The following is a 23,668-nucleotide window of genomic DNA, read 5'->3' on the forward strand; positions in this document are numbered from 1 at the left end:
TGTGATGCCATATCGCTTTACTTAACCAGTGTACGCCACTCTGGGTGGTCCGTAGTCTTGCCGGTTACCAGGTCAAAGTAAGCTTTTTGCAGTTTTTCGGTGATCGGGCCACGACGGCCGATACCGATCAGGCGCCCGTCGACTTCGCGAATTGGCGTTACTTCAGCGGCAGTGCCGGTAAAGAATGCTTCGTCGGCGATGTAAACCTCGTCGCGGGTGATGCGTTTTTCAACAAACTTGTACCCAAGCTCGGTGGCCAGGGTCAGGATCGTGCTACGGGTGATGCCGTTCAGGCAGGCCGTTACGTCCGGGGTGTAAATCACGCCATCCTTGACCAGGAATACGTTCTCGCCCGAGCCTTCGGCAACAAAACCTTCAGGGTCCAGCAACAGTGCTTCGTCAGCGCCACCGGAAATCGCTTCCTGCAGGGCCAGCATCGAGTTGATGTAGTGACCGTTGGCCTTGGCCCGGGTCATGGAAATGTTTACGTGGTGACGGGTAAAGGAGCTGGTACGCACCTTGATCCCGACTTCCAGCGCTTCGGCGCCCATGTAGGCACCCCAACTCCACGGCGCGATGATCACATGGACTTTAAGCCCAGTGGCACGCAGGCCCATGGCTTCGGATCCGTAGAACACCATCGGACGAATGTAGGCGCTGTCGAGGTTGTTTTCACGCACCGCAATGCGGGTCGCTTCGTTGATTTCTTCTTTGCTGAACGGGATCTTCATGCCCATGATGTGGGCCGAATCGAACAGGCGGTCAGTGTGCGCCTGCAAGCGGAAAATCGCCGCGCCCTGCGGGGTTTCGTAAGCGCGTACACCTTCAAACACGCCCATGCCGTAGTGCAATGTATGGGTCAGCACGTGCGTCGTGGCATCACGCCACGGCACCAGCTTGCCGTCATACCAGATCACACCATCACGATCAGCCATCGACATCATTACGCTCCTCAAAGAATCCAGCACCTGCACCACTGGGTGTCAGGCAAATTGGACGGGGCTTATGGACCCGCCGGATACGTTCTTACAGCTCTAATTCTGTGTATAAGCTAAAAAACTAGCTCAATCCTAGCTCGGACCAAATGCGCCGGACGTGTTGACGTTCGACGACAAATTGATCCCCCGTGACCACCCCGGCCTCTTTTTGCAAGGCTTGGCGGTGGGCGACGGTGCGAAAGGCCTTGTAAGCCTCGCGCAACAGGCTGGCATCGGTGGCAGGCATCAGCCCCACCTGCTCCAACCCTTCCAGAATGCGGATATTGTCGGTGTAGCGCAGTAACGCCGGGTGTTCCCTGGACCAGGCCAGGGCCGCGTATTGCACCATAAATTCAATATCGACGATACCTCCGGCGTCCTGCTTGAGGTCGAATGGCACCGTGGCCTCGTAGGCATTTTCGGCGGTTCCGGCAGCAGTGATACGGGTGCCCAGGTTGCCACGCATCTTGGCCCGCATCTCGCTGACCTCCTGGCGCAGGGTAGGCAAGTCACGCTCGCGGCCCAATACGCTGGCACGCACGTTCTCAAACGCGGCGCCCACCTGCTTGCAACCCACCAGCACCCGCGCGCGCACCAACGCCTGATGCTCCCAGGTCCAGGCCTCGCTCTCCTGATAGCGTTCAAAAGCACCGAGTGAGCTGACCAACAATCCTGATGCGCCTGACGGACGCAAACGCATGTCAACGTCATACAACTGGCCGGAGTTGGTCTGGGCCGTTAGCAAATGGATGATCCGTTGCCCCAGCCGGGTGAAAAACTGCGCGCCGTCAATGGGCTTCGCGCCGTCGGTTTCAGCATTCGGGTCGCCATCATGGATAAACACCAGGTCCAGGTCCGAACCGTGCCCCAGCTCGATCCCGCCGACTTTGCCGTAACCGACAATAATAAAGCCAGGGTCGCACAGGCTGCCGTCTGCACGTTGCGGGGTGCCGAACTTGGCCACCGTCTGGCGCCAGGCCAGTGCCAGTACTTGTTCCAGAATCGCTTCGGCCAGCCAGGTCAGGTAATCGCTGACTTTCATTAAAGGCAGACTACCGGCGATTTCGGATGCGGCGACTCGCAGGCGGTGGGCCAGCTTAAAGTTGCGCAAGGCTTCCATCTGCTGCTCAAGGTCGTCCTCGGGGATACGCGTAAGCCGTTCACGCAACTCGGCGGCCAGCTCTGGCGCCAGCGGGGGCTTGAACAGGCGACGCTCGTTGAGCAACTCATCGAGCAGTAACGGGAAGCGGGTGATTTGCTCGGCGATCCACGGGCTGGCCGCGCACAGCGTCAATAAACGGCGCAACGCGTCGGGGTTTTCGGTCAGCAACACTAAATAAGCAGAGCGACGGGCCACTGCCTCGACCAACGGCAACACCCGCTCCAGCACCAGATCGGGGTTGGCGTGCTCCACCGCTTGCGCCAGCAGACGCGGAATAAAGGCGTCCAGACGCTCACGCCCCAAACGCTGCATGGCGCGCAATTGCGGGCTGGAGCGCAGGCTTGCCAGTTGCTTCAAGGCCTTTGGCGCGTCGACAAACCCGGCCTCCTCCAACTGGGCACAGGCAGCTGCATCGTCCTGAACTTCTTCCCACAGCGGCAACCACTCACCGCCGACGATCAACTCGCCCTCGTCGATGACCTCTTCTTCATCAGGATCTGCAATAACCTGTCGGAAATGCCAGTCGATGCGGCCACGCCACGCCATCAATTGCTCATGGAATGCCGACCAGCTGTCAAAGCCCATAATAAAGGCGATACGTGCCTGATCCTGTTCGGTGTCGGGCAGCATTTGGGTCTGGCGGTCGGCAATGGCCTGAATCGCGTGTTCGGTGTAGCGCAAAAATTCATAGCCTTCGCGCAGCTCGCTGATCACCGCGCCCGGCAAATAGCCTTGCCCTTCCAGGGTGGTCAGCACTTTAAGCAGAGGCCGCTGCTGCAAACTGAGATCACGGCCGCCGTGGATCAACTGGAATGCCTGGGCAATAAACTCCACCTCACGAATTCCGCCCGCCCCCAGTTTGATGTTGTCGGCCATGCCTTTGCGCCGCACTTCCTGCTGGATCAGTTGCTTCATGGTGCGCAGCGCTTCAATCGCCGAAAAATCCAGGTAACGGCGATACACAAACGGGCGCAACAGGCTGAGCAACTGCGCGCCCATCGCCTGATCACCGGCCACGACCCGGGCCTTGATCATTGCATAGCGCTCCCAGTCGCGGCCCTGGTCCTGGTAGTACTGCTCCAGCGCATTAAAGCTCAGCACCAGCGCCCCGGACGAGCCATACGGGCGCAGGCGCATGTCGACGCGAAACACAAAACCGTCGACGGTCATCGGGTCCAGCGCCTTGATCAAGCGCTGACCCAAGCGGATAAAAAACTCCTGGTTGTCCAAAGCCCGTTTGGCACCCACCGTTTCCCCGCCTTCGGGGTAGGCGAAAATCAGGTCGATGTCCGACGACAGGTTCAGCTCTACCGCACCGAGCTTGCCCATGCCCAGAATCACCATCTGCTGGGGCTCGCCACTGCGGTGCCCGGTGGGCGTGCCGAACTGCTGGCAATGGCGCTGATACAACCAGCGATAGGCCTGATCAATGCTGGCATCGGCCATGTCCGACAGGTCGCGGCAGGTTTCAATCAAATCGGCCTGACGGTTGATATCACGCCAGATAATCCGGATCTGCTGACGGGTACGTTGGCGACGCAGCGCACGGCCCAGCTCATCATCGGTGGTAGCAGCCTGGGTGACGGCGGCAATTTGCCCGCACAGCTCGCCGGGGACAAAGCTACGGTCCAGTTCCCCTGAGTGCACAAGTTCAAGCAACATCAAAGGGTCACGTAACGACTGTTCAATAAAGAAGTCGCTCGCCGCACTGACCCTACTGAATGCCGACCAGCGCTCCGTCGACCAGTCATCAAGCCCGTGCTCACCTTCAAGCCCGGCGACCGCCGTACGCCAAGAGTGTTCGGCACGGCTGGCGAGAGGCTGTAAAAGGGCTGGAATTGGGGCAAGCGACGGAAGGCTCATGGTCTATCCTTGATCGGCGAAGGTGTTGCCGAGTACGGTGACAGGAAGAAACAGCGGTTTAATCCGACTGTCGAACAAAGGTTATAAATAGCTGGAACAGCATTTTGTTTAGCAACAAGCCTTCGAATTACAGCCTGAATACTAAAAAACGTACCAACAATATCGATTTTTCGCACAACCAAACAGGTGGCCACCGAGACCTTTCCTGTAGTTTTACTACTGAGTCACACACTTGAAAGGCTGAAATGGCCGACGATTTGTAGTAAAACTACACGCCGCTGGAATCAACCTCCGGCCATCCAAGAATTTATGTCGTCTGCCCACAAGGCCAGTCGCAAACTCAGGCAACCGATTCTGGAAGCCTATCCGCCCTGGAGCAAGCCATGCAAGACCTCGATCCCGTCGAAACCCAGGAATGGCTGGACGCCCTGGAATCGGTTCTCGATAAAGAAGGCGAAGACCGCGCTCACTACCTGATGACCCGTATGGGTGAGCTCGCTACCCGCACCGGTTCGCAGCTGCCGTATGCCATCACCACGCCTTACCGCAACACGATTCCTGTAACCCACGAAGCACGCATGCCTGGCGACCTGTTCATGGAACGCCGCATTCGCTCGCTGGTTCGCTGGAACGCCATGGCCATGGTGATGCGCACGAACTTGAAAGATTCTGACCTGGGCGGTCACATCTCCAGCTTCGCTTCCAGTGCAACCCTGTATGACATCGGCTTCAACTACTTCTTCAAGGCCCCGACCGACGAGCACGGCGGCGACCTGATCTACTTCCAGGGTCACACCTCGCCAGGCGTTTATGCCCGTGCGTTCATGGAAGGCCGGATCACCGAAGATCAAATGAACAATTTCCGCCAGGAAGTGGACGGTCAGGGCCTGTCGTCCTACCCGCACCCTTGGCTGATGCCTGATTTCTGGCAGTTCCCGACTGTATCGATGGGCCTTGGCCCGATCCAGGCGATCTACCAGGCGCGCTTCATGAAGTACCTGGAAGCCCGCGGTTACATCCCTGCAGGTCAGAAAGTCTGGTGCTTCCTGGGCGACGGCGAGTGTGACGAGCCGGAATCTCTGGGCGCCATCTCCCTGGCAGGCCGTGAAAACCTCGACAACCTGATCTTCGTTATCAACTGCAACCTGCAGCGCCTTGATGGCCCGGTTCGCGGCAACGGCAAGATCATCCAGGAACTCGAAGGTGTGTTCCGCGGTGCTCAGTGGAATGTGACCAAAGTCATCTGGGGTCGTTTCTGGGACCCACTGCTGGCCAAGGACGTTGACGGTATCCTGCAACGTCGCATGGACGAAGTCATCGACGGCGAGTACCAGAACTACAAAGCCAAAGACGGCGCGTTCGTACGTGAACACTTCTTCAACTCGCCAGAACTCAAGGCGATGGTTGCTGATCTGTCCGACGACGAGATCTGGAAACTCAACCGTGGCGGCCACGACCCGTACAAGGTCTACGCGGCGTACCACGAAGCGGTCAACCACAAGAACCAGCCTACCGTGATCCTGGCCAAGACCATCAAGGGTTATGGCACCGGTGCCGGCGAAGCGAAGAACACTGCGCACAACACCAAGAAAGTTGATGTTGAAAGCCTGAAGCTGTTCCGCGATCGTTTCGACATCCCGGTCAAAGACGACGAAATCGAAAACCTGCCTTTCTTCAAACCGGAAGAAGGCAGCGCTGAAGCCCGCTACCTGAGCGAGCGTCGCACTGCACTGGGCGGCTTCGTACCTCAGCGTCGCGCCAAGAGCATGAGCATTCCGACCCCGCCACTGGAAAGCCTCAAGGCCATCCTTGACGGTTCCGGCGACCGTGAAATCTCCACCACCATGGCTTTCGTGCGCATCCTGGCGCAGTTGGTCAAGGACAAGGAAATCGGTCAGCGCATCGTTCCGATCATCCCGGACGAAGCCCGTACCTTCGGTATGGAAGGCATGTTCCGCCAGTTGGGCATCTACTCTTCCGTCGGCCAGCTCTACGAGCCAGTCGATAAAGACCAAGTGATGTTCTACCGCGAAGACAAAAAAGGTCAGATCCTCGAAGAAGGCATCAACGAAGCAGGCGCCATGAGCTCCTTCATCGCTGCCGGTACTTCGTACTCCAACCACAACCAGCCGATGCTGCCGTTCTACATCTTCTACTCGATGTTCGGCTTCCAGCGTATTGGCGACCTGGCCTGGGCCGCTGGCGACAGCCGCACCCGTGGCTTCCTGATCGGCGGCACCGCCGGGCGTACGACGCTCAACGGTGAAGGCCTGCAGCACGAAGACGGTCACAGCCACATCCTGGCCGGTACCATCCCGAACTGCCGCACCTTTGATCCAACCTACGGCTATGAGCTGGCGGTGATCATTCAGGACGGCATGAAGAAGATGACCGAAGAGCAACAGGACGTCTTCTACTACATCACCGTGATGAACGAGTCTTACCAGCAGCCAGCCATGCCGGCCGGTGTCGAGGAAGGCATCGTCAAGGGTATGTACCTGCTCGAAGAAGACACCAAAGAAGCGGCACACCACGTTCAGCTGATGGGCTCCGGCACCATCCTGCGTGAAGTCCGTGAAGCGGCGATCATTCTGCGTGAACAGTTCAACATTGGCGCTGACGTCTGGAGCGTTACCAGCTTCAACGAACTGCGTCGCGACGGCCTGGCCGTTGAGCGCAGCAACCGTCTGCACCCTGGCCAGAAGCCTAAGCTGAGCTACGTCGAAGAGTGTCTGACTGGCCGTAAAGGTCCGGTTATTGCCTCTACCGACTACATGAAGCTGTTCGCCGAACAGATTCGCCAGTGGGTACCGGTCAAGGAATTCAAAGTGCTGGGCACTGACGGTTTCGGCCGCAGCGACAGCCGCAAAAAACTGCGTCACTTCTTTGAAGTAGACCGTCACTTCGTGGTGTTGGCAGCCCTGGAAGCACTGGCTGACCGTGGCGATATCGAACCTAAGGTGGTTGCAGAAGCAATCGTCAAGTTCGGCATCAACCCGGAAAAACGCAACCCACTGGACTGCTGAGGAGAATATTTGTGAGCGAACTCATTCGAGTACCTGACATCGGCAGCGGCGACGGTGAAGTCATCGAGCTGTTTGTAAAAGTCGGCGACCGCATCGAAGCCGATCAGAGCATCCTGACGCTGGAATCGGACAAGGCGAGCATGGAAATCCCTGCTCCTAAAGCCGGTATCGTCAAGAGCCTGAAGGTCAAGCTGGGCGACCGCCTGAAAGAAGGCGACGAATTGCTGGAACTGGAAGTCGAAGGCGCCGCTGCGGCACCTGAAGCACCAGCTCCGGCTGCCACTGCCGCTGCGGCTGAAAAGCCTGCCGCCGCCCCTGTTGCCGAGGCTGCGGCCCCGGCAGCTGCTGCACCTGCCGCTGCCACCATTCAGGACATTCATGTCCCGGATATCGGTTCGTCGGGTAAAGCCAAAATCATCGAAATCCTGGTCAAGGCCGGCGATACCGTTGAGGCTGATCAATCTTTGATCACCCTCGAATCCGACAAGGCCAGCATGGAAATTCCATCGCCAGCCGCCGGTGTGGTTGAGAGCATTTCGGTCAAGCTGGATGACGAAGTCGGCACTGGCGACTTCATCCTCAAGCTCAAGGTTCAAGGCGCTGCTGCGCCGGCTGCTCCTGCCCAAGCCGCTGCTCCAGCACCGGCCACAGCACAAGCGCCTGCTGCTGCCCCTGCACCAGCCGCGAAAACCGAGGCAGCACCTGCCCCGGCCGCCGCGCCTGCGCCAAAGGGTGCCAAAGTTCACGCCGGCCCAGCCGTGCGTCAACTGGCCCGCGAGTTCGGCGTTGAGCTGAACGCGGTCAGCTCAAGCGGCCCGCACGGTCGTGTACTCAAAGAAGACGTGCAGGCTTACGTCAAAGCCATGATGCAGAAGGCCAAGGAAGCTCCAGCCGCCGGTGCAACCGGTGGTGCTGGTATTCCGCCGATCCCGGTCGTGGACTTCAGCCGCTTCGGTGAAGTGGAAGAAGTGGCCATGACTCGCCTGATGCAAATCGGCGCGTCGAGCCTGCACCGCAGCTGGCTGAACATCCCGCATGTGACTCAGTTCGACCAGGCTGACATCACCGAGCTGGAAGCCTTCCGCGTCGCACAGAAAGCCGTCGCAGAAAAAGCCGGTGTGAAACTGACCGTCCTGCCTCTGCTGCTCAAGTCCTGCGCGCACCTGCTCAAGGAAATGCCGGACTTCAACAGCTCGCTGGCGCCAAGCGGCAAAGCAATCATCCACAAGAAGTACGTCAACATCGGCTTCGCCGTAGACACCCCGGATGGTCTGCTGGTACCTGTGATCAAGAACGTTGATCAGAAGAGCCTGCTGCAACTGGCTGCTGAAGCGGCTGCACTGGCTGCCAAGGCCCGTGACAAGAAGCTCACCGCAGACGACATGCAAGGCGCGTGCTTCACCATTTCCAGCCTCGGTCACATTGGCGGCACCGGCTTCACGCCGATCGTCAACGCACCGGAAGTGGCAATCCTCGGCGTATCCAAGGCAACCATCCAGCCAGTCTGGGACGGCAAAGCCTTCCAGCCGAAACTGATGTTGCCGCTGTCGTTGTCCTACGATCACCGTGTGATCAACGGCGCTGCCGCTGCACGCTTCACCAAGCGCCTGAGCGACTTGCTGGGCGATATCCGCACTATCCTGTTGTAAGCCACGCCCCGGCCTTCCTCACCGAGGGCCGGGGTAGCGCACAGTTTTCCGAGCGCCCCGCTCGTACCTCAACCCCGCCATTTGGCGGGGCTTTTTTTTGCCTGCGCTTTTAACAGCCCCTCACTCCAACACTCCCACAGGGAGAGGGCTCGGGTGAGGGGCTTTTGATCTGGCAATTTAAAAAACTCCCACACCCGGTATCTCACCCGCACTACAACCCGCGCTGATTCCGGGAATGGGCCAGCCAGTCACTCACTTCTACGGTTAACCAAAGGACTTTTATCACGCGACATTGATCGCCAAACATCAGAAAGGATTTCGATGTGAACAGACCAACCGTTGGCCCTGTCCTGGGCTATACCACCACTCATAACGCCCGTATTTTTGTGCGCGGCGCGCCGGACAAAAACAACGCAGTATTTGCCGGTATCCGCCATCGAAAGGTCGGCCAAAGCCAGTGGTCTGCCGGTGTATATTCAAGGCTGAGCCCTGAATTCGACATGTCCGACACCCTGGTCTTGAACGGGCTAAGCGCCGATACCCGCTACGAGTACCAGGCTGGCTGGTTCACCACCACACGCCACGACCACACACCTGAAACCGTCAAAAAAATCCCGCTCCAGTGGCCCGCTTACTTTTACACATTCAAGACCACCTCCAGCAAACCCGGCCGTGTACGTCGCTATGTGGTTGGCTCGTGCCGCTACCTGCGGCTCACCGGGGGCATAGCCTCGGCGCCGGAGCTGGGGGACGAGATCTTCAACTCCATCAGCGCATTAAACCGCCAGCGCCCTCTGGATGCGGTGGTGATGACCGGCGATCAGGTGTATGTCGACGATCTGAATTTCCTGCTGCCTGATCGCGAATACGCCGCCATAAGCGAGAAATACCAGGCAGCGTTTTCGCAGCCCTACATTCGCAACCTGATGGCTGGCACACCGACCTACATGATTCTCGACGACCACGAAATCGAAGATAACTGGCCGGCCAATCGGGGCAGCGACGATCGGGCGCTCTACAACAATGCCATGACTGCCTATGAGATCTATCAATGCAGCCACGGCCCGGCCCACGACTTGCTACCCGACGGGCGTATCAATCGTGATCTGCGCCGCTACTGGTATTGGTTTGCCGATGGCGATATCGACTGGTTTGTCATGGACTGCCGCACTGAACGTAACTTGTCCGCCAATGCCAAAAGCATGATCGGTACCGAACAGGAATATGCACTGCGTAAATGGTTGATCAATAGCACAGCCAAGGTGAAATTTATCGTCAGCAGCGTCCTGTTCATGCCCGACCAGCAGCACGGTGACGACGCATGGAAGGCATTCACAGCGCAGCGCAACCAGATCCTCGAGACCATTCGCTCCAACGCCATCAAGAACGTGGTGTTCGTCTCCGGGGACATCCACGGCTCCCTCACCTGCCAACTGACCCACAGCAAAAGCCCGGGGTTTGTCGTACACAGCGTGGTGTCTTCACCACTGTGCAACACCCGGTTGTTGACGTATGCCAGCGCCAGCGACCTGATCTTCAACGCCCCCCTGACCACGGTCGGCACAGGCACTTACTCGCCGCGCCTCACCAGTCGTGTGGTGAGCGAAGACAACTTCGCCTGCCTGACCATTGAAGGCAAACAGCTCAAGGTCGATTTTCACAATAAAAAGGGCCGGATCATCGAGTCGGTAATCATTGCACTAACATAAATGCCAAACCTTGCCGTTCGGCCTGCAGGAATCTGCTGGCCGGCCGATAAGCCCTTATAGCACTTGGCCTTTATGATCACTTGTCAGCACCGTGAGCATGATGCAACCTTGCCGCAAACCACAGAAACAGGGTGACTGCCCGTGCGCAATCCGCATTTGTGAAGCGAGTGCCCCAATGAAAAGCCAACCCGATGCTGCCCCCCGTATGGCAGCCGAGGTCGTGACCCAGCTACCCGTGCCTTCCAGGCTCGGCATGTTGCGTTTCGAACGGCTGAATGAAGCCAGCTGGGCCATGCTCTACCTCGACCCTCACTGCGAGCGCCAATTTGGCATGCCCGCGGCAGAGCTGTGCGCGCTGGTTGGCTCACCCTACGCCAGCCTGATGGAGCCCCTGGCTCGCTATCGCTTGCACGATGCAATTGAACACCAGCTCAGAACCTCGTCCCATTACATTGTCCATTACACCTTGCACACCGCTTTCGGCCCACTGAACCTGATGGAGCTGGGCGAGGCTTACAAGCAGCACAACCGGCACCTGGTGCGCGGCTACTTACTGGTGATTGCAGACCCCAAAACCAGCCCGTCGCCCGCCCCTGTCGTTGAACTCGAAACACAAAATAGCCGCCTGCAAATCGCTCTGGCGCTCAACCAGAGTACCCAGCAAGAACAACTCCAGCACCTGGAGCGCGTACGTGCCCAGCAGGATTTAATCCTGCGCTTGGCCCGCCACCGATACAGCCAGCACAACTCGCTGCAAGAAGCCGCCGAGCTGATCACCCGCAGCGCCTGTGATATTTATCAAATTGACGGCGCCAGCCTGTGGAACCTCGAGGGCAGCCAACTGCTGCCGGTATCGGCTTTTCAGCGCGGTACCCAGGCCCATACTGCGCAAGACACCTTCGACGCCAGCCAATTCCCCGACTACCTCGAAGCCTTGCACACCAGCCGCGCGATCGATGCTCCGAACGCTGGCCGCGACCCGCGCACCCGCAAGCTGGTGGCCAGCCTGGGACGCTCCGAAGCCAATGCCATGCTCGACGCAGGCATCCGTATCGATGGCCAGGTGGTCGGTGTGCTGTGCCTGGAACAAGTCGGCAAGACACGCACTTGGCAGGCCGATGAAATCGCCTTTGCCGGTGAGTTGGCCGACCAGTTTGCCCAGGTCATCAACAACCATAATCGGCGTACCGCCACCAACGCCCTGCACCTGTTCCAGCGTGCGGTCGAGCAAAGCGCCAACGCCTTCTTGCTGGTCAACTGCGACGGTGTGGTCGAGTACGTAAATCCCAGCTTTACGGCCATCACCCAGTACAGCACCGAGGAAGTCCAGGGGCACAAACTGTCCGAGCTGCCCGCACTGGAAAACCTCAGCGAACTGCTGTTCGATGCCCACTCCAGCCTGAGCAACGGCAACAGCTGGCAGGGCGAATTCAAAAGTCGGCGTAAAAACCTGGAACCGTACTGGGGCCAGATGTCGATTTCCAAGGTCTATGGCGACAACCGAGAACTGACCCACTACATCGGTATTTACGAGGACATCACCGACGCCAAGCTGGCGCAGCAGCGCATCGAACGCCTGGCGTATACCGACAACCTGACCAATCTGGGCAATCGTCCGGCCTTTATCCGCAACCTCGATGAACGCTTCACCCGCAACAGCAACTCCTCGGTCTGCCTGCTGCTGGTGGATATCGACAACTTCAAGCGCATCAATGACAGCCTCGGCCACCAGACCGGCGACAAGCTACTGATCAGCCTGGCCCGCCGCCTGCGCAACAGCCTGAGCCCCAGTGATTGCCTGGCGCGTTTTGCCAGTAATGAGTTCGCGGTATTGCTGGACGACACCGACCTGACGACCGGACAGCAAATTGCCAGCCAACTGCTGATGACCCTCGATAAACCGATGTTCGTCGACAACCAGCTGATCAGCGTTACCGGTTCGGTCGGCGTTGCCTGCGCGCCCTTGCACGGTCGCGACCCGCAAACCCTGATGCGCAACGCAGGTCTGGCCCTGCACAAGGCCAAGGCCTGCGGCAAGCATCAGGTGCAAGTGTTCACCGAAGCCTTGAACGCCGAAGCCAGCTACAAGCTGTTTGTCGAGAACAACCTGCGCCGCGCGCTGACCCAAAACGAACTCGAAGTGTTCTATCAGCCCAAGCTGTGCCTGCGCAGCGGGCGACTGTTGGGTATGGAAGCCCTGCTGCGCTGGAACCATCCCAAAAACGGGATGATCCGCCCCGACCAGTTCATCAGTGTGGCCGAAGAAACCGGGCTGATTATCCCCATTGGCAAATGGGTCGCCCGCCAGGCCTGCCGTATGAGCAAGCAACTGAGCCTGGCTGGACTTGGCCACCTGCAAGTGGCGATCAACGTGTCGCCCAAACAGTTTTCCGACCCCGACCTTGTGGCCTCGATTGCGAGCATCCTCAAGGAAGAACAGCTGCCGGCCGCACTGCTGGAGCTGGAGCTGACCGAAGGCCTGCTGCTGGAAGCCACCGACGACACCCGCTTGCAACTCGACCAGCTGAAAAAGCTCGGCTTGACCCTGGCCATGGACGACTTCGGCACCGGGTACTCTTCGCTCAGCTACTTGAAAAAATTCCCGATCGACATCATCAAGATCGACCGTAGCTTCATCAAAGACATCCCTGACAACCAGAACGACATGGAAATTACCTCAGCGGTTATCGCCATGGCTCACAACCTCAAGCTCAAAGTGGTTGCCGAGGGCATTGAAACCGCTGCACAGTTGGCATTCCTGCGCCGCCATCGTTGCGATGTGGGCCAGGGCTATCTGTTCGACCGTCCGATCCCCGGCAGCGAATTGATAGAAAAGCTCAAACGCTACCCCCGTGGCCCCGCGGCCTGACTTCCTACACTCTGACAGAGGACTTGAACCATGGTCTTGCGCTCGGAAATCCTGGTGAATAAAAACGTGCTACCCACTAAAGAACAAGCCCTGCCGGGCCGCGACACCCACGTACAGCTACCCGAAACCCATTACGTCACCGGCGAGCCGTTACTGGGCCCATTCTCGAAAAATGTGGACTTTGCGATTTTTGGTCTGGGCTGCTTTTGGGGCGCAGAACGCAAGTTCTGGGAACGCGAAGGCGTTGTCAGCACCGTGGTCGGTTATGCAGGCGGCTACACGCCAAACCCGACTTACGAAGAAGTCTGCTCGGGCCTGACCGGCCATACCGAAGTGGTACTGGTGGTCTACGAGCCAGAGATCATTAGCTACAAACAATTGCTGGCAATGTTCTGGGAACTGCATAACCCGACCCAGGGCATGCGTCAGGGCAACGACATCGGCACCCAGTACCGCTCGGTGATCTACTGCACCACGCCTGAGCAACTGGAAGAGGCACTGGAGAGCAAAAAAGTGTTCCAGACTGAGCTGGACAAGGCTGGCTTGGGCACCATTACCACCGAAATCGAACAGGCCCCCACGGTCTACTTCGCCGAGGCGTACCACCAGCAATACCTGGCGAAAAACCCACAAGGCTATTGCGGCATTGGCGGCACGGGCGTGACCTGCCCGATTTGATCTAACACCAAGCCGCCCACTGTAGCCGCTGCCGAAGGCTGCGTTTGGTTGCGAAGCAATCGTAAATTCATAGAATGCGATTCAACTGACAGTACGCAGACTCTGACTTTGCGACGGCTACGCCGCCGGACGCAGCCTCGCAAGCTCGGCAGCTACTACAGGTTATTCCGCGATCAACCACTCCATCTGCCAGCCGCCCTGGGTTTGCCCCAGTTTCTTGGCCAGCCACGGCAGCAGTTCACGCAGCTCCTCTTCCAGACCCCAAGGCGGGTTGGCAATGGCCAAACCGGAGCCATTGAGGCTGTTGGGCGTGTCCAGCGGATGAACGAACAACTCTACCTGCAGCAGTTTCGGCGCACCTGAACCCGCCAGGTCCTGATAAAAACGACGCAGTTGGCGCTTGTCCTTGATCGGATACCAGATCGCCACAACGGTCTGACGCATGCGGCTAATCGCGTCTTTCAACGATTCAGCGCAACGCTTCATTTCATCCAGCTTCTCGAACGGCGGGTCGATCAACATCAGCCCACGCTTCTCGGCCACTGGCAGCAGCGCCCGCGGCACATGCCAGCCTTCCCCAAGATGCACGGCAACACGGCGGTCACCCTTCATGTTGTCTTTGAGCAACACGCCATCTTCGGGGTGTTTTTCGTTCAACAGCACGCGGTCCTGGGAACGGGTCAAGCGTCGAGCCCACTCCGGTGAGCCCGGGTAATAGCGCAACTCGCCATCCGGGTTCATCTTGTGCAGCACCTGCATGTAATCGTCAGTCACCGCAGGCAGGTCTTTCTGACCCCACAACCGTGCGATACCTTCCAGATACTCGCCTGTACGATTGGCCTGATCGCCCTTGAGGTCGTACAAACCAATACCGGCGTGGGTATCGAGGTAGGCAAAAGGCTGCTCTTTGCGCGACATCAGGGCGATGAGGCGGGTCAAGACGATATGTTTGAAAACGTCGGCGTGGTTGCCGGCGTGGAAGGCGTGACGATAATTCATGGTTGCTCCTGCGCAGGAGGCGAAGTTTACCTTGTACACATCCTGACGTCAGGTGCCAGGCGGTTTTTCCGAGATACGGTGAAACCCGCTGGCAAAAAAAAACGGCCCGTCTCACCAGGAGACAGGCCGTTTTAGAACACCCTCAAGTCAGCGCATGCGCTTACCTGATCAGCGGTTCAGCTTGAAGTCTTTCTCAGCAGCATCGAAGCGCTCAATCATGCCCTTGGTCGGGCCTTTGCCAGTGTGGCTCACGAGCACGATGGCCAGGCTGCCCAGGATAAAGCCCGGGATGATTTCGTACAGGCCGAACAGAGCGAAATGCTTCCACACGATCACGGTGAAGGCACCGACCAGAATACCGGTCAACGCACCATTGCGGGTCATGCCTTTCCACAGTACCGAGATCAGTACCACTGGACCGAAAGCAGCACCGAAGCCTGCCCACGCATAGCTCACCAGACCCAGAACACGGTTCTCAGGGTTGGCCGCCAGAGCGATAGCGATCAGCGCAACCAGCAACACCATGGCGCGACCGACCCATACCAGTTCCATCTGGGATGCATTTTTGCGCAGGAAAGCCTTGTAGAAGTCTTCAGTCAGGGCACTGGAGCACACCAGCAACTGGCAGCTCAGAGTACTCATGACCGCAGCCAGAATGGCCGACAGCAGTACACCGGCAATCCATGGGTTGAACAGCAGCTTGGCCAGCTCGATGAATACACGCTCAGGGTTTTCGTTCACTGGGCCTGCTACTTCCGGGTGTGCCGAGAAGTAAGCGATACCGAAGAAGCCCACAGCGACCGTACCGGCCAGACACAGGATCATCCAGGTCATGGAGATACGGCGCGCCTTGGCGATCGACTTGACCGAATCAGCAGCCATGAAACGCGCCAAAATGTGCGGTTGGCCGAAGTAACCCAGCCCCCAGCCCATCAGCGAGATGATGCCGATGAAGGAAGTACCCTTGAGCATGTCGAAGTTGCTTGGATCCTGAGCTTCAATGGCCAGGAACGTGGTGTCCACGCCGCCAGTGGCCAGCAGCACGATAATCGGCGTGAGGATCAGCGCGAAGATCATCAGGGTGGCTTGAACGGTGTCAGTCCAGCTCACGGCCAGGAAGCCGCCGATAAAGGTGTAGGCAATGGTCGCCGCAGCACCAGCCCACAAAGCAGTTTCGTAAGGCATACCGAAGGTGCTTTCGAACAGACGGGCACCGGCCACGATGCCGGAAGCGCAGTAGATGGTGAAGAACACCAGAATCACGATGGCCGAGATAATCCGCAACAAACCGCTTTTATCTTCAAAACGGCTGGAGAAGTAATCCGGCAGGGTCAGCGCATCACCGTTGTGCTCGGTCTGTACCCGCAGGCGACCGGCAACAAACAACCAGTTCAGATAAGCACCGGTCACCAGACCAATGGCGATCCAGCTTTCCGACAAACCGGACATGTAAATCGCGCCCGGCAAACCCATCAACAGCCAGCCGCTCATGTCGGAGGCGCCAGCGGACAACGCAGTTACAACACTGCCCAGGCTACGGCCACCGAGAATATAGTCAGAAAGGTTGTTGGTGGAGCGATAGGCCATAAGGCCGATCAGCACCATTGCCGCGATATAGATCACAAATGTGATCAGGGTTGGGTTACTAACACTCATTTAAAAAGCCCTGGCATTGTTTTTATGTTTAGCGGCGGTCTGGCCGTACGCTCACAAACGTCCTGTTTGAGACGATTAACCTTGCCGCGCATTTATGACTGACGTTTCCCCAGGAAAATCATCAGTTGATGAACCATAACGCAGGAAGAAAAATCTAACCTGCAGCCGGTTGCACCTTGGGCGCGAATGCTATGCAACAAAGCAAATAAGGTGCAACCAGTTTCTATCACCTAAGTTGCACCTTGTCGCCTTTTCGTCTCAATTCAGTATTTTTGCTCCTTTTCGGAGCAAGAACAGCGCAAAACCATCGAAATAGCACCAAGCCGACGCACCCTTTCGGCTGTGTTGAAATATTCCTGACGAAGTGTCGAACAATCTGTAAAAAAACGGGTTGCACTAGGTTGCACCTCTCCCGGCGCAGCGCTAATCTTGCCGCCAGCTGCTGCCACGCAAATGTGGCACCCATGAGGATAAAAATATGGCTACCACCACCCTTGGGGTCAAACTTGACGACCCAACCCGCGAGCGCCTCAAGGCTGCCGCGACCTCGATTGATCGCACGCCACACTGGCTGATCAAGCAGGCAATCTTCAATTACCTGGAGAAACTCGAGGGTGGTGCAACCCTTAGCGAGCTGAGCGGTATCCCTGGCAGCGCCAGCGATGACGCCGACGACGCACACGCCGATCACGCGCATCAGTGCTTCCTGGAGTTTGCAGAAAGCATCCTGCCGCAATCGGTACTGCGCGCAGCGATCACCTCTGCTTACCGTCGCCCGGAACCCGAAGTGGTGCCGATGCTGATTGAGCAGGCCCGCCTGCCAGCCCCGATGGCTGAAGCTACGCAAGCCCTGGCCGCCTCGATTGCCGAAAAACTGCGCAACCAGAAGAGCGCCGGTGGCCGTGCCGGTATCGTGCAAGGCCTGCTGCAAGAATTCTCCCTGTCGTCCCAGGAAGGCGTGGCGCTGATGTGCCTGGCCGAAGCGCTGCTGCGCATTCCGGACAAAGGCACCCGCGACGCCCTGATCCGCGACAAGATCAGCACCGGCAACTGGCACCCGCACTTGGGCAACAGCCCGTCGCTGTTCGTGAATGCCGCGACCTGGGGCCTGCTGCTGACCGGCAAGCTGGTATCGACGCACAACGAAGCAGGCCTGACCTCCTCCCTGAGCCGCATCATCGGCAAAAGCGGCGAGCCGATGATCCGCAAGGGCGTCGACATGGCCATGCGCCTGATGGGCGAGCAGTTTGTGACCGGCGAAACCATCGCCGAAGCCCTGGCTAACGCCACGCGCTTTGAAGCCAAGGGCTTCCGTTATTCCTACGACATGCTCGGCGAAGCTGCACTGACCGAACATGACGCGCAAAAGTACCTCGCGTCCTACGAGCAAGCCATCCACTCGATTGGCAAAGCGTCCCACGGTCGTGGCATTTATGAAGGCCCGGGCATCTCCATCAAGCTCTCGGCCCTGCACCCGCGTTACAGCCGCGCCCAGTACGAGCGCGTGATGGACGAGCTGTACCCGCGCCTGCTGTCGCTGACCCTGCTGGCCAAGCACTATGACATCGGCCTCAACATCGATGCCGAAGAAGCCGACCGCCTCGAAATCTCGCTCGACCTGCTGGAGCGCCTCTGCTTCGAACCGCAACTGGCTGGCTGGAACGGTATCGGTTTCGTGATCCAGGCTTACCAGAAGCGTTGCCCGTACGTGATCGACTATGTGATCGACCTGGCTCGTCGCAGCCGTCATCGCCTGATGATCCGCCTGGTGAAAGGCGCGTACTGGGACAGCGAAATCAAGCGTGCCCAGGTCGAAGGCCTGGAAGGCTACCCGGTCTACACCCGCAAGGTGTACACCGACGTGTCCTACATCGCTTGCGCGAAAAAACTGCTGGCCGTTCCAGAAGCGATCTACCCGCAGTTCGCCACTCACAACGCCCAAACCCTGGCGGCGATTTACCACATCGCCGGGCAGAACTACTACACCGGCCAGTACGAGTTCCAGTGCCTGCACGGCATGGGCGAACCGCTTTACGAACAGGTTGTAGGCAAGATTTCCGACGGCAAACTGAACCGTCCGTGCCGTGTGTACGCCCCGGTTGGCACCCACGAAACATTGCTGGCCTACCTCGTTCGTCGCTTGCTGGAAAACGGCGCCAACACCTCGTTCGTTAACCGCATTGCCGACCACACCATCGCGATCCACCAGTTGGTGGCCGACCCGGTGAGCCAGATCGAGCAGATGGCTACAACGGAAGGCGGCTTCGGTTTGCCGCATCCGCGTATCCCGCTGCCGCGTGACCTGTATGGCAGCGAACGCGCCAACTCCAGCGGCATCGACATGTCCAACGAACACCGCCTGGCGTCGTTGTCCTGTGCATTGCTGGCCACTGCCCACAACGATTGGAAAGCCGCGCCGATGCTCGGTTGCGACTCCAGCAACGAAGCCTCTGCACCGGTACTCAACCCGGCCGACCTGCGTGACGTGGTCGGTCATGTACAAGAAGCCACTGTTGAAGACGCCGACAAGGCCATCCAGTGCGCACTGAGTGCCGCACCGATCTGGCAGGCAACCCCGCCCGCTGAACGCGCTGCAATCCTGGAGCGTGCCGCCGACCTGATGGAAGCCGAGATCCAGCCACTGATGGGCCTGCTGGCCCGTGAAGCCGGCAAGACCTTCGCCAACGCCATTGCCGAAGTGCGCGAAGCCGTCGACTTCCTGCGTTACTACGCAGTGCAGGCGCGCAACGACTTCACCAACGATGCCCACCGCCCATTGGGCCCGGTGGTCTGCATCAGCCCATGGAACTTCCCGCTGGCAATCTTCAGCGGCCAGGTCGCTGCTGCCTTGGCTGCCGGTAACCCGGTACTGGCCAAACCGGCGGAACAAACTCCGCTGGTTGCCGCTCAGGCTGTGCGCATCCTGCTCGAAGCAGGCATCCCGCAGGGCGTGCTGCAATTGCTGCCGGGCCGTGGCGAAACCGTGGGCGCACGCTTGGTCGGCGACGATCGGGTCAAAGGCGTGATGTTCACCGGCTCCACCGAAGTTGCACGCTTGCTGCAACGCAACGTGGCAGGCCGCCTGGATGCTCAAGGCCGTCCTATCCCGCTGATCGCCGAAACCGGCGGCCAGAACGCCATGATCGTTGACTCCTCGGCGCTGACCGAACAAGTGGTTATCGATGTGGTGTCCTCGGCCTTCGACAGCGCCGGCCAGCGCTGCTCGGCGCTGCGCGTACTGTGCCTGCAGGAAGATTCTGCAGACCGCGTAATCGAAATGCTCAAAGGTGCCATGGCCGAATCGCGCATGGGCAACCCGGAACGTCTGAACGTGGACATTGGTCCGGTGATCGATGCCGAAGCCAAGGCCGGGATCGAGCAACACATCCAGGGCATGCGCGATAAAGGTCGCACTGTTTACCAGATGGCCATTGCCGATATCGAAGAGAGCAAACGCGGCACCTTCGTCATGCCGACCCTGATTGAACTGGAAAGCTTCGACGAGCTGGAACGTGAAATTTTCGGGCCCGTGCTGCACGTGGTGCGCTACAAGCGCAAAGACATCGACCAACTGATCGCACAGATCAACGCTTCGGGTTATGGCCTGACGCTGGGCGTACACACCCGTATCGACGAAACCATTGCCAAAGTGGTCAATAACGTCAATGCCGGTAACGTCTACGTTAACCGCAACATCGTAGGTGCCGTGGTCGGTGTACAACCGTTCGGCGGCGAAGGTCTGTCGGGCACCGGCCCTAAAGCCGGTGGTCCGCTGTACATGTACCGTCTGCTGTCGACCCGCCCAAGCAATGCGATCGAGCAGTCGTTCGCCAAGGTCGACGCCATTACCGCACCGGACACCCAGGCCCGCGACGCCATGAGCAAACCGCTCAGCGCGCTGCAAGCCTGGGCCACCAGCAACCAGCAACCAGCACTGGCCGAACTGTGCACCGAGTACGCTACGCACTCGCAAAGCGGCATTACGCGCCTGCTCAACGGCCCGACCGGCGAGCGCAACAGCTACGCAATCTTGCCGCGTGAACACGTGCTGTGCCTGGCTGAAGTCGAAAGCGACCTGCTGACCCAACTGGCTGCCGTACTGGCCGTGGGTAGCACCGCTGTACTGCCGCAAAGCGAGCTGGCCAAGGCCTTGGTCACCCGTTTGCCAAAAGAGGTGCAAGCACGCATCACTCTGGTGGCTGACTGGACCAAGGACGAAGTGATCTTCGACGCCGTACTGCACCACGGCGACTGCGATCAGTTGCGCGACGTGTGCCAGCAAGTGGCCCAGCGCACCGGCGCCATTGTGGGCGTGCAAGGTCTGTCCCAAGGCGAAACCAACATCGCTCTGGAACGTCTGGTGATCGAGCGCGCACTCAGCGTCAACACTGCTGCTGCTGGCGGTAACGCAAGCTTGATGACCATCGGTTGATGGTTTGAACGGGCAATAAAAAACCGGGCACCTGAAAAGGTTGCCCGGTTTTTTTACATCAAAAAATCAGCCTTCGAACATAAACACGAGATAGGCAACGAAGGCCATGTACAGCACACCCACAACCATCCACACAACATTGGAGCAAGTGAACGCGCTGTTGTGGCTGCCCTGCGGGTCGCCACCCAGCATATTGATCGCACGCTGAGCCTCGACAAACATCGCACAGCAGCTGGCTATCAACACAACGTTGGCGACAAACACAAACACCGTATCCGTAGGCCGGTTAAAGAACAGCGACACCAGCACCGCGAACATGACCAGCAGCATGATCAATAAGCCCCGGGTCTCCGGGTGCCAGAAGTATGAGCGCCCCGTCATGTCCAGGCCGTTCTGAACCTTGTCAAACAGCGAAAGAATAAAGAACGGCCAGAACACGGCACGCATCACCGGCATGATCGGTGCTCCGCTCACTTCTTTATATGACGCCCAGTTACGGTACGACCAATAAAATACGTACCCGCCCGCCGTCAGCGCATACAGCAAAATAAACTTGGTGACAGACACGACATACAGCGTGCTTCGCTCGTCATCAGGCCGCGATTTTTTGTCCACTAACGTACCGTCAGCCGCAGTTGCAGGGTTCATATCACATCCATGCACAAGTGGGAGGTCGCAGTAGACACAATTTGCCCAACATAAAAATGCAGTCAGATTCCCATTACCCTGTAAGAAAAAACCAAATCATCAACTGCGTGGCACCAAAAAAGCACATGCTGAAATTCATTCAAAACCTTTTTGACAGCCCGCCAATAACGCAGGTTAGAATCGCTGGCACGCAGACTGCATGTTTGGTTTGCGCCCTGTCTTTTTGAGTTTCCTGGAGTACTGCCTTTGAATGCGACGACCATCAACAGCCTGTTCTTGATCGGCGCGTTGCTGGTAGGTGCAAGCATCCTGGTAAGTTCCCTGTCCTCGCGTCTGGGCATCCCGATTTTGGTCATCATCCTTGCGGTGGGCATGACGGCGGGTGTCGATGGCGGCGGCATTATTTTTGACAACTACCCCACCGCTTATCTGGTGGGCAACCTCGCCCTGGCGGTGATTTTGCTCGATGGCGGCTTGCGCACGCGGGTCTCCAGTTTCCGCGTGGCGTTATGGCCGGCGCTGTCGCTAGCCACGGTGGGGGTGATGATCACCACCGGGCTCACCGGCCTGATGGCCGCCTGGCTGTTCAACCTCAACCTGATCCAGGGCCTGCTGGTCGGCGCCATTGTCGGCTCGACCGATGCGGCGGCGGTGTTCTCGTTGCTGGGTGGCAAGGGCTTGAACGAGCGGGTTTCGGCCAGCCTCGAGATCGAATCCGGCAGCAACGACCCGATGGCGGTGTTCCTCACCGTGACCTTGATCGACATGCTGGCCAGCGGCGAAACCGGTCTGCACTGGAGCCTGTTGCTCAATCTGCTGCGTGAGTTCGGTATCGGCGGCGCAGTCGGGCTGGCAGGTGGCTGGCTGATGCTGCAAATGGTCAACCGGATCAACCTGGCCAACGGCCTGTACCCGATTCTGGTGATCGCAGGCGGGCTGGTGGTCTTTTCCCTGACCAACGCCCTGCACGGTAGCGGCTTCCTGGCGGTTTACCTGTGCGGGCTAGTGATCGGCAACAGCCCGATTCGCAGCCGTCACGGCATTTTGCACATGCTCGACGGCATGGCCTGGCTGGCACAGATCGGCATGTTCCTGGTCCTTGGCCTGCTGGTGACGCCGCACGACCTGCTGCCTATCGCGATTCCGGCACTGGCGCTGGCGCTGTGGATGATCCTGTTCGCCCGTCCGCTGTCGGTGATGGTGGGTCTGCTGCCCTTCAAGGCCTTCCACGGCCGTGAAAAAGCCTTTATCGCGTGGGTAGGCCTGCGTGGCGCGGTGCCGATCATTCTGGCGGTATTCCCGTTGATGGCCGGGCTGCCCAATGCGCAACTGTATTTCAACCTGGCGTTCTTTATCGTGCTGGTGTCCCTTCTAGTGCAAGGCACCAGCCTGCCGTGGGTTGCCAAGCTGCTGAAGGTGACCGTACCGCCAGACCTGGCCCCCGTCTCCCGTTCGGCCCTTGAAGTGCATGTCACCAGCGAGTGGGAATTGTTTGTTTACCGTCTCGACGCACAAAACTGGTGCATCGGCGCGGCCCTGCGGGAACTGAAAATGCCCGATGGCACCCGCATCGCAGCCCTGTTTCGCGATCAAAAACTGCTCCATCCGTCGGGTAGTACGACGCTGGAAATTGGCGATCTGCTCTGCGTGATCGGCCACGAACACAACTTGCCAGCCTTGGGCAAACTGTTCAGCCAGCCGCCGAGCCGCGGCCTGGATTTGCGTTTCTTCGGCGACTTTGTGCTCGAAGGCGACGCCCAACTGGGTGCTGTATCGGCTTTGTACGGCCTGAAGCTGGACGGCATCGACCCCAACATTCCACTCAGCAGCTTTATTGCTCAGAAAGTTGGCGGCGCTCCGGTCGTCGGCGACCAGGTGGAATGGAACAACACCATTTGGACCGTCGCCGTCATGGACGGGAACAAGATCGCCAAAGTAGGCGTCAGATTCCCCGAAGGAAGTGCACCGGGGCCCGGGCTGTTCCTCTAAACTCCAACTTT

The 23,668-nt window shown here is 58.6% G+C and carries 12 protein-coding genes; 7 read left to right on the forward strand and 5 right to left on the reverse strand.

All coding sequences use genetic code 11. The features are described 5' to 3' along the window. Positions 1 to 17: 17 nt before the first annotated feature. Entirely contained in the window at positions 18 to 941 is a 924-nt protein-coding gene (locus U5A05_RS22440; protein WP_261740026.1) for a branched-chain amino acid transaminase, read from the reverse strand. A gap of 118 nt (positions 942 to 1,059) precedes the next feature. Continuing rightward, the gene (gene glnE / locus U5A05_RS22445; RefSeq protein ID WP_321834908.1) at positions 1,060 to 4,002 is read right to left on the reverse strand and encodes a bifunctional [glutamate--ammonia ligase]-adenylyl-L-tyrosine phosphorylase/[glutamate--ammonia-ligase] adenylyltransferase; all 2,943 of its coding nucleotides are present in this window, start codon (positions 4,000 to 4,002) and stop codon (positions 1,060 to 1,062) included. A gap of 383 nt (positions 4,003 to 4,385) precedes the next feature. Here glnE and aceE point away from each other — a divergent pair, with 383 nt between their 5' ends. The 5 genes from aceE to msrA all read left to right on the forward strand — a co-directional run bounded on the left by aceE (position 4,386) and on the right by msrA (position 13,933). Further along, positions 4,386 to 7,028, forward strand: a complete 2,643-nt coding sequence (gene aceE / locus U5A05_RS22450; protein ID WP_261740028.1) for a pyruvate dehydrogenase (acetyl-transferring), homodimeric type — start codon at positions 4,386 to 4,388, stop codon at positions 7,026 to 7,028. An 11-nt stretch (positions 7,029 to 7,039) separates the two neighbouring features. Further along, positions 7,040 to 8,677, forward strand: a complete 1,638-nt coding sequence (gene aceF, locus U5A05_RS22455; RefSeq protein WP_321834911.1) for a dihydrolipoyllysine-residue acetyltransferase — start codon at positions 7,040 to 7,042, stop codon at positions 8,675 to 8,677. Positions 8,678 to 9,000: 323 nt separating this feature from the next. After that, a complete protein-coding gene (locus U5A05_RS22460; protein WP_321834913.1) occupies positions 9,001 to 10,386 on the forward strand; it encodes an alkaline phosphatase D family protein in 1,386 nt (461 codons plus the stop codon). Between the two features lie 175 nt (positions 10,387 to 10,561). After that, positions 10,562 to 13,255 (forward strand): sensor domain-containing phosphodiesterase, encoded by a 2,694-nt coding sequence (locus U5A05_RS22465; protein WP_321834914.1) that lies wholly within the window; start codon positions 10,562 to 10,564, stop codon positions 13,253 to 13,255. 30 nt (positions 13,256 to 13,285) lie between these two features. Then, on the forward strand, positions 13,286 to 13,933 hold the full coding sequence (gene msrA / locus U5A05_RS22470; RefSeq protein ID WP_261740032.1) for a peptide-methionine (S)-S-oxide reductase MsrA: 648 nt from the start codon (positions 13,286 to 13,288) through the stop codon (positions 13,931 to 13,933). A gap of 162 nt (positions 13,934 to 14,095) precedes the next feature. Here msrA and U5A05_RS22475 read toward each other — a convergent pair whose 3' ends face one another. Further along, positions 14,096 to 14,932, reverse strand: coding sequence for a 23S rRNA (adenine(2030)-N(6))-methyltransferase RlmJ (locus U5A05_RS22475; protein WP_016783239.1), 837 nt, complete (start codon positions 14,930 to 14,932; stop codon positions 14,096 to 14,098). A gap of 168 nt (positions 14,933 to 15,100) precedes the next feature. Beyond that, positions 15,101 to 16,588, reverse strand: coding sequence for a sodium/proline symporter PutP (putP, locus tag U5A05_RS22480; RefSeq protein WP_321834915.1), 1,488 nt, complete (start codon positions 16,586 to 16,588; stop codon positions 15,101 to 15,103). A gap of 478 nt (positions 16,589 to 17,066) precedes the next feature. On the opposite strand from putP, the gene putA reads away from it, so the two are divergent. Then, positions 17,067 to 21,020, forward strand: a complete 3,954-nt coding sequence (gene putA, locus U5A05_RS22485) for a trifunctional transcriptional regulator/proline dehydrogenase/L-glutamate gamma-semialdehyde dehydrogenase (RefSeq protein ID WP_261740034.1) — start codon at positions 17,067 to 17,069, stop codon at positions 21,018 to 21,020. Between the two features lie 66 nt (positions 21,021 to 21,086). Here the strand turns inward: putA and U5A05_RS22490 are convergent, their stop codons facing one another. Further along, on the reverse strand, positions 21,087 to 21,668 hold the full coding sequence (locus U5A05_RS22490; RefSeq protein ID WP_321834916.1) for a hypothetical protein: 582 nt from the start codon (positions 21,666 to 21,668) through the stop codon (positions 21,087 to 21,089). 246 nt (positions 21,669 to 21,914) lie between these two features. Between U5A05_RS22490 and U5A05_RS22495 the strand changes: the two genes are divergently transcribed. Then, positions 21,915 to 23,657 (forward strand): potassium/proton antiporter, encoded by a 1,743-nt coding sequence (locus U5A05_RS22495; RefSeq protein WP_321834918.1) that lies wholly within the window; start codon positions 21,915 to 21,917, stop codon positions 23,655 to 23,657. Positions 23,658 to 23,668: the final 11 nt, after the last annotated feature.

It is taken from the genome of Pseudomonas kulmbachensis (assembly GCF_963681935.1).
Lineage (GTDB): Bacteria > Pseudomonadota > Gammaproteobacteria > Pseudomonadales > Pseudomonadaceae > Aquipseudomonas > Aquipseudomonas kulmbachensis.

Bases quoted from the DNA above. Each gene is read 5' to 3' on its own strand.
- U5A05_RS22440 (WP_261740026.1), bottom strand. From the start codon at position 941: ATGTCGATGGCTGATCGTGATGGTGTGATCTGGTATGACGGCAAGCTG.
- glnE (WP_321834908.1), bottom strand. From the start codon at position 4,002: ATGAGCCTTCCGTCGCTTGCCCCAATTCCAGCCCTTTTACAGCCTCTC.
- aceE (WP_261740028.1), top strand. From the start codon at position 4,386: ATGCAAGACCTCGATCCCGTCGAAACCCAGGAATGGCTGGACGCCCTG.
- U5A05_RS22465 (WP_321834914.1), top strand. From the start codon at position 10,562: ATGAAAAGCCAACCCGATGCTGCCCCCCGTATGGCAGCCGAGGTCGTG.
- msrA (WP_261740032.1), top strand. From the start codon at position 13,286: ATGGTCTTGCGCTCGGAAATCCTGGTGAATAAAAACGTGCTACCCACT.
- U5A05_RS22475 (WP_016783239.1), bottom strand. From the start codon at position 14,932: ATGAATTATCGTCACGCCTTCCACGCCGGCAACCACGCCGACGTTTTC.
- putP (WP_321834915.1), bottom strand. From the start codon at position 16,588: ATGAGTGTTAGTAACCCAACCCTGATCACATTTGTGATCTATATCGCG.
- putA (WP_261740034.1), top strand. From the start codon at position 17,067: ATGGCTACCACCACCCTTGGGGTCAAACTTGACGACCCAACCCGCGAG.
- U5A05_RS22490 (WP_321834916.1), bottom strand. From the start codon at position 21,668: ATGAACCCTGCAACTGCGGCTGACGGTACGTTAGTGGACAAAAAATCG.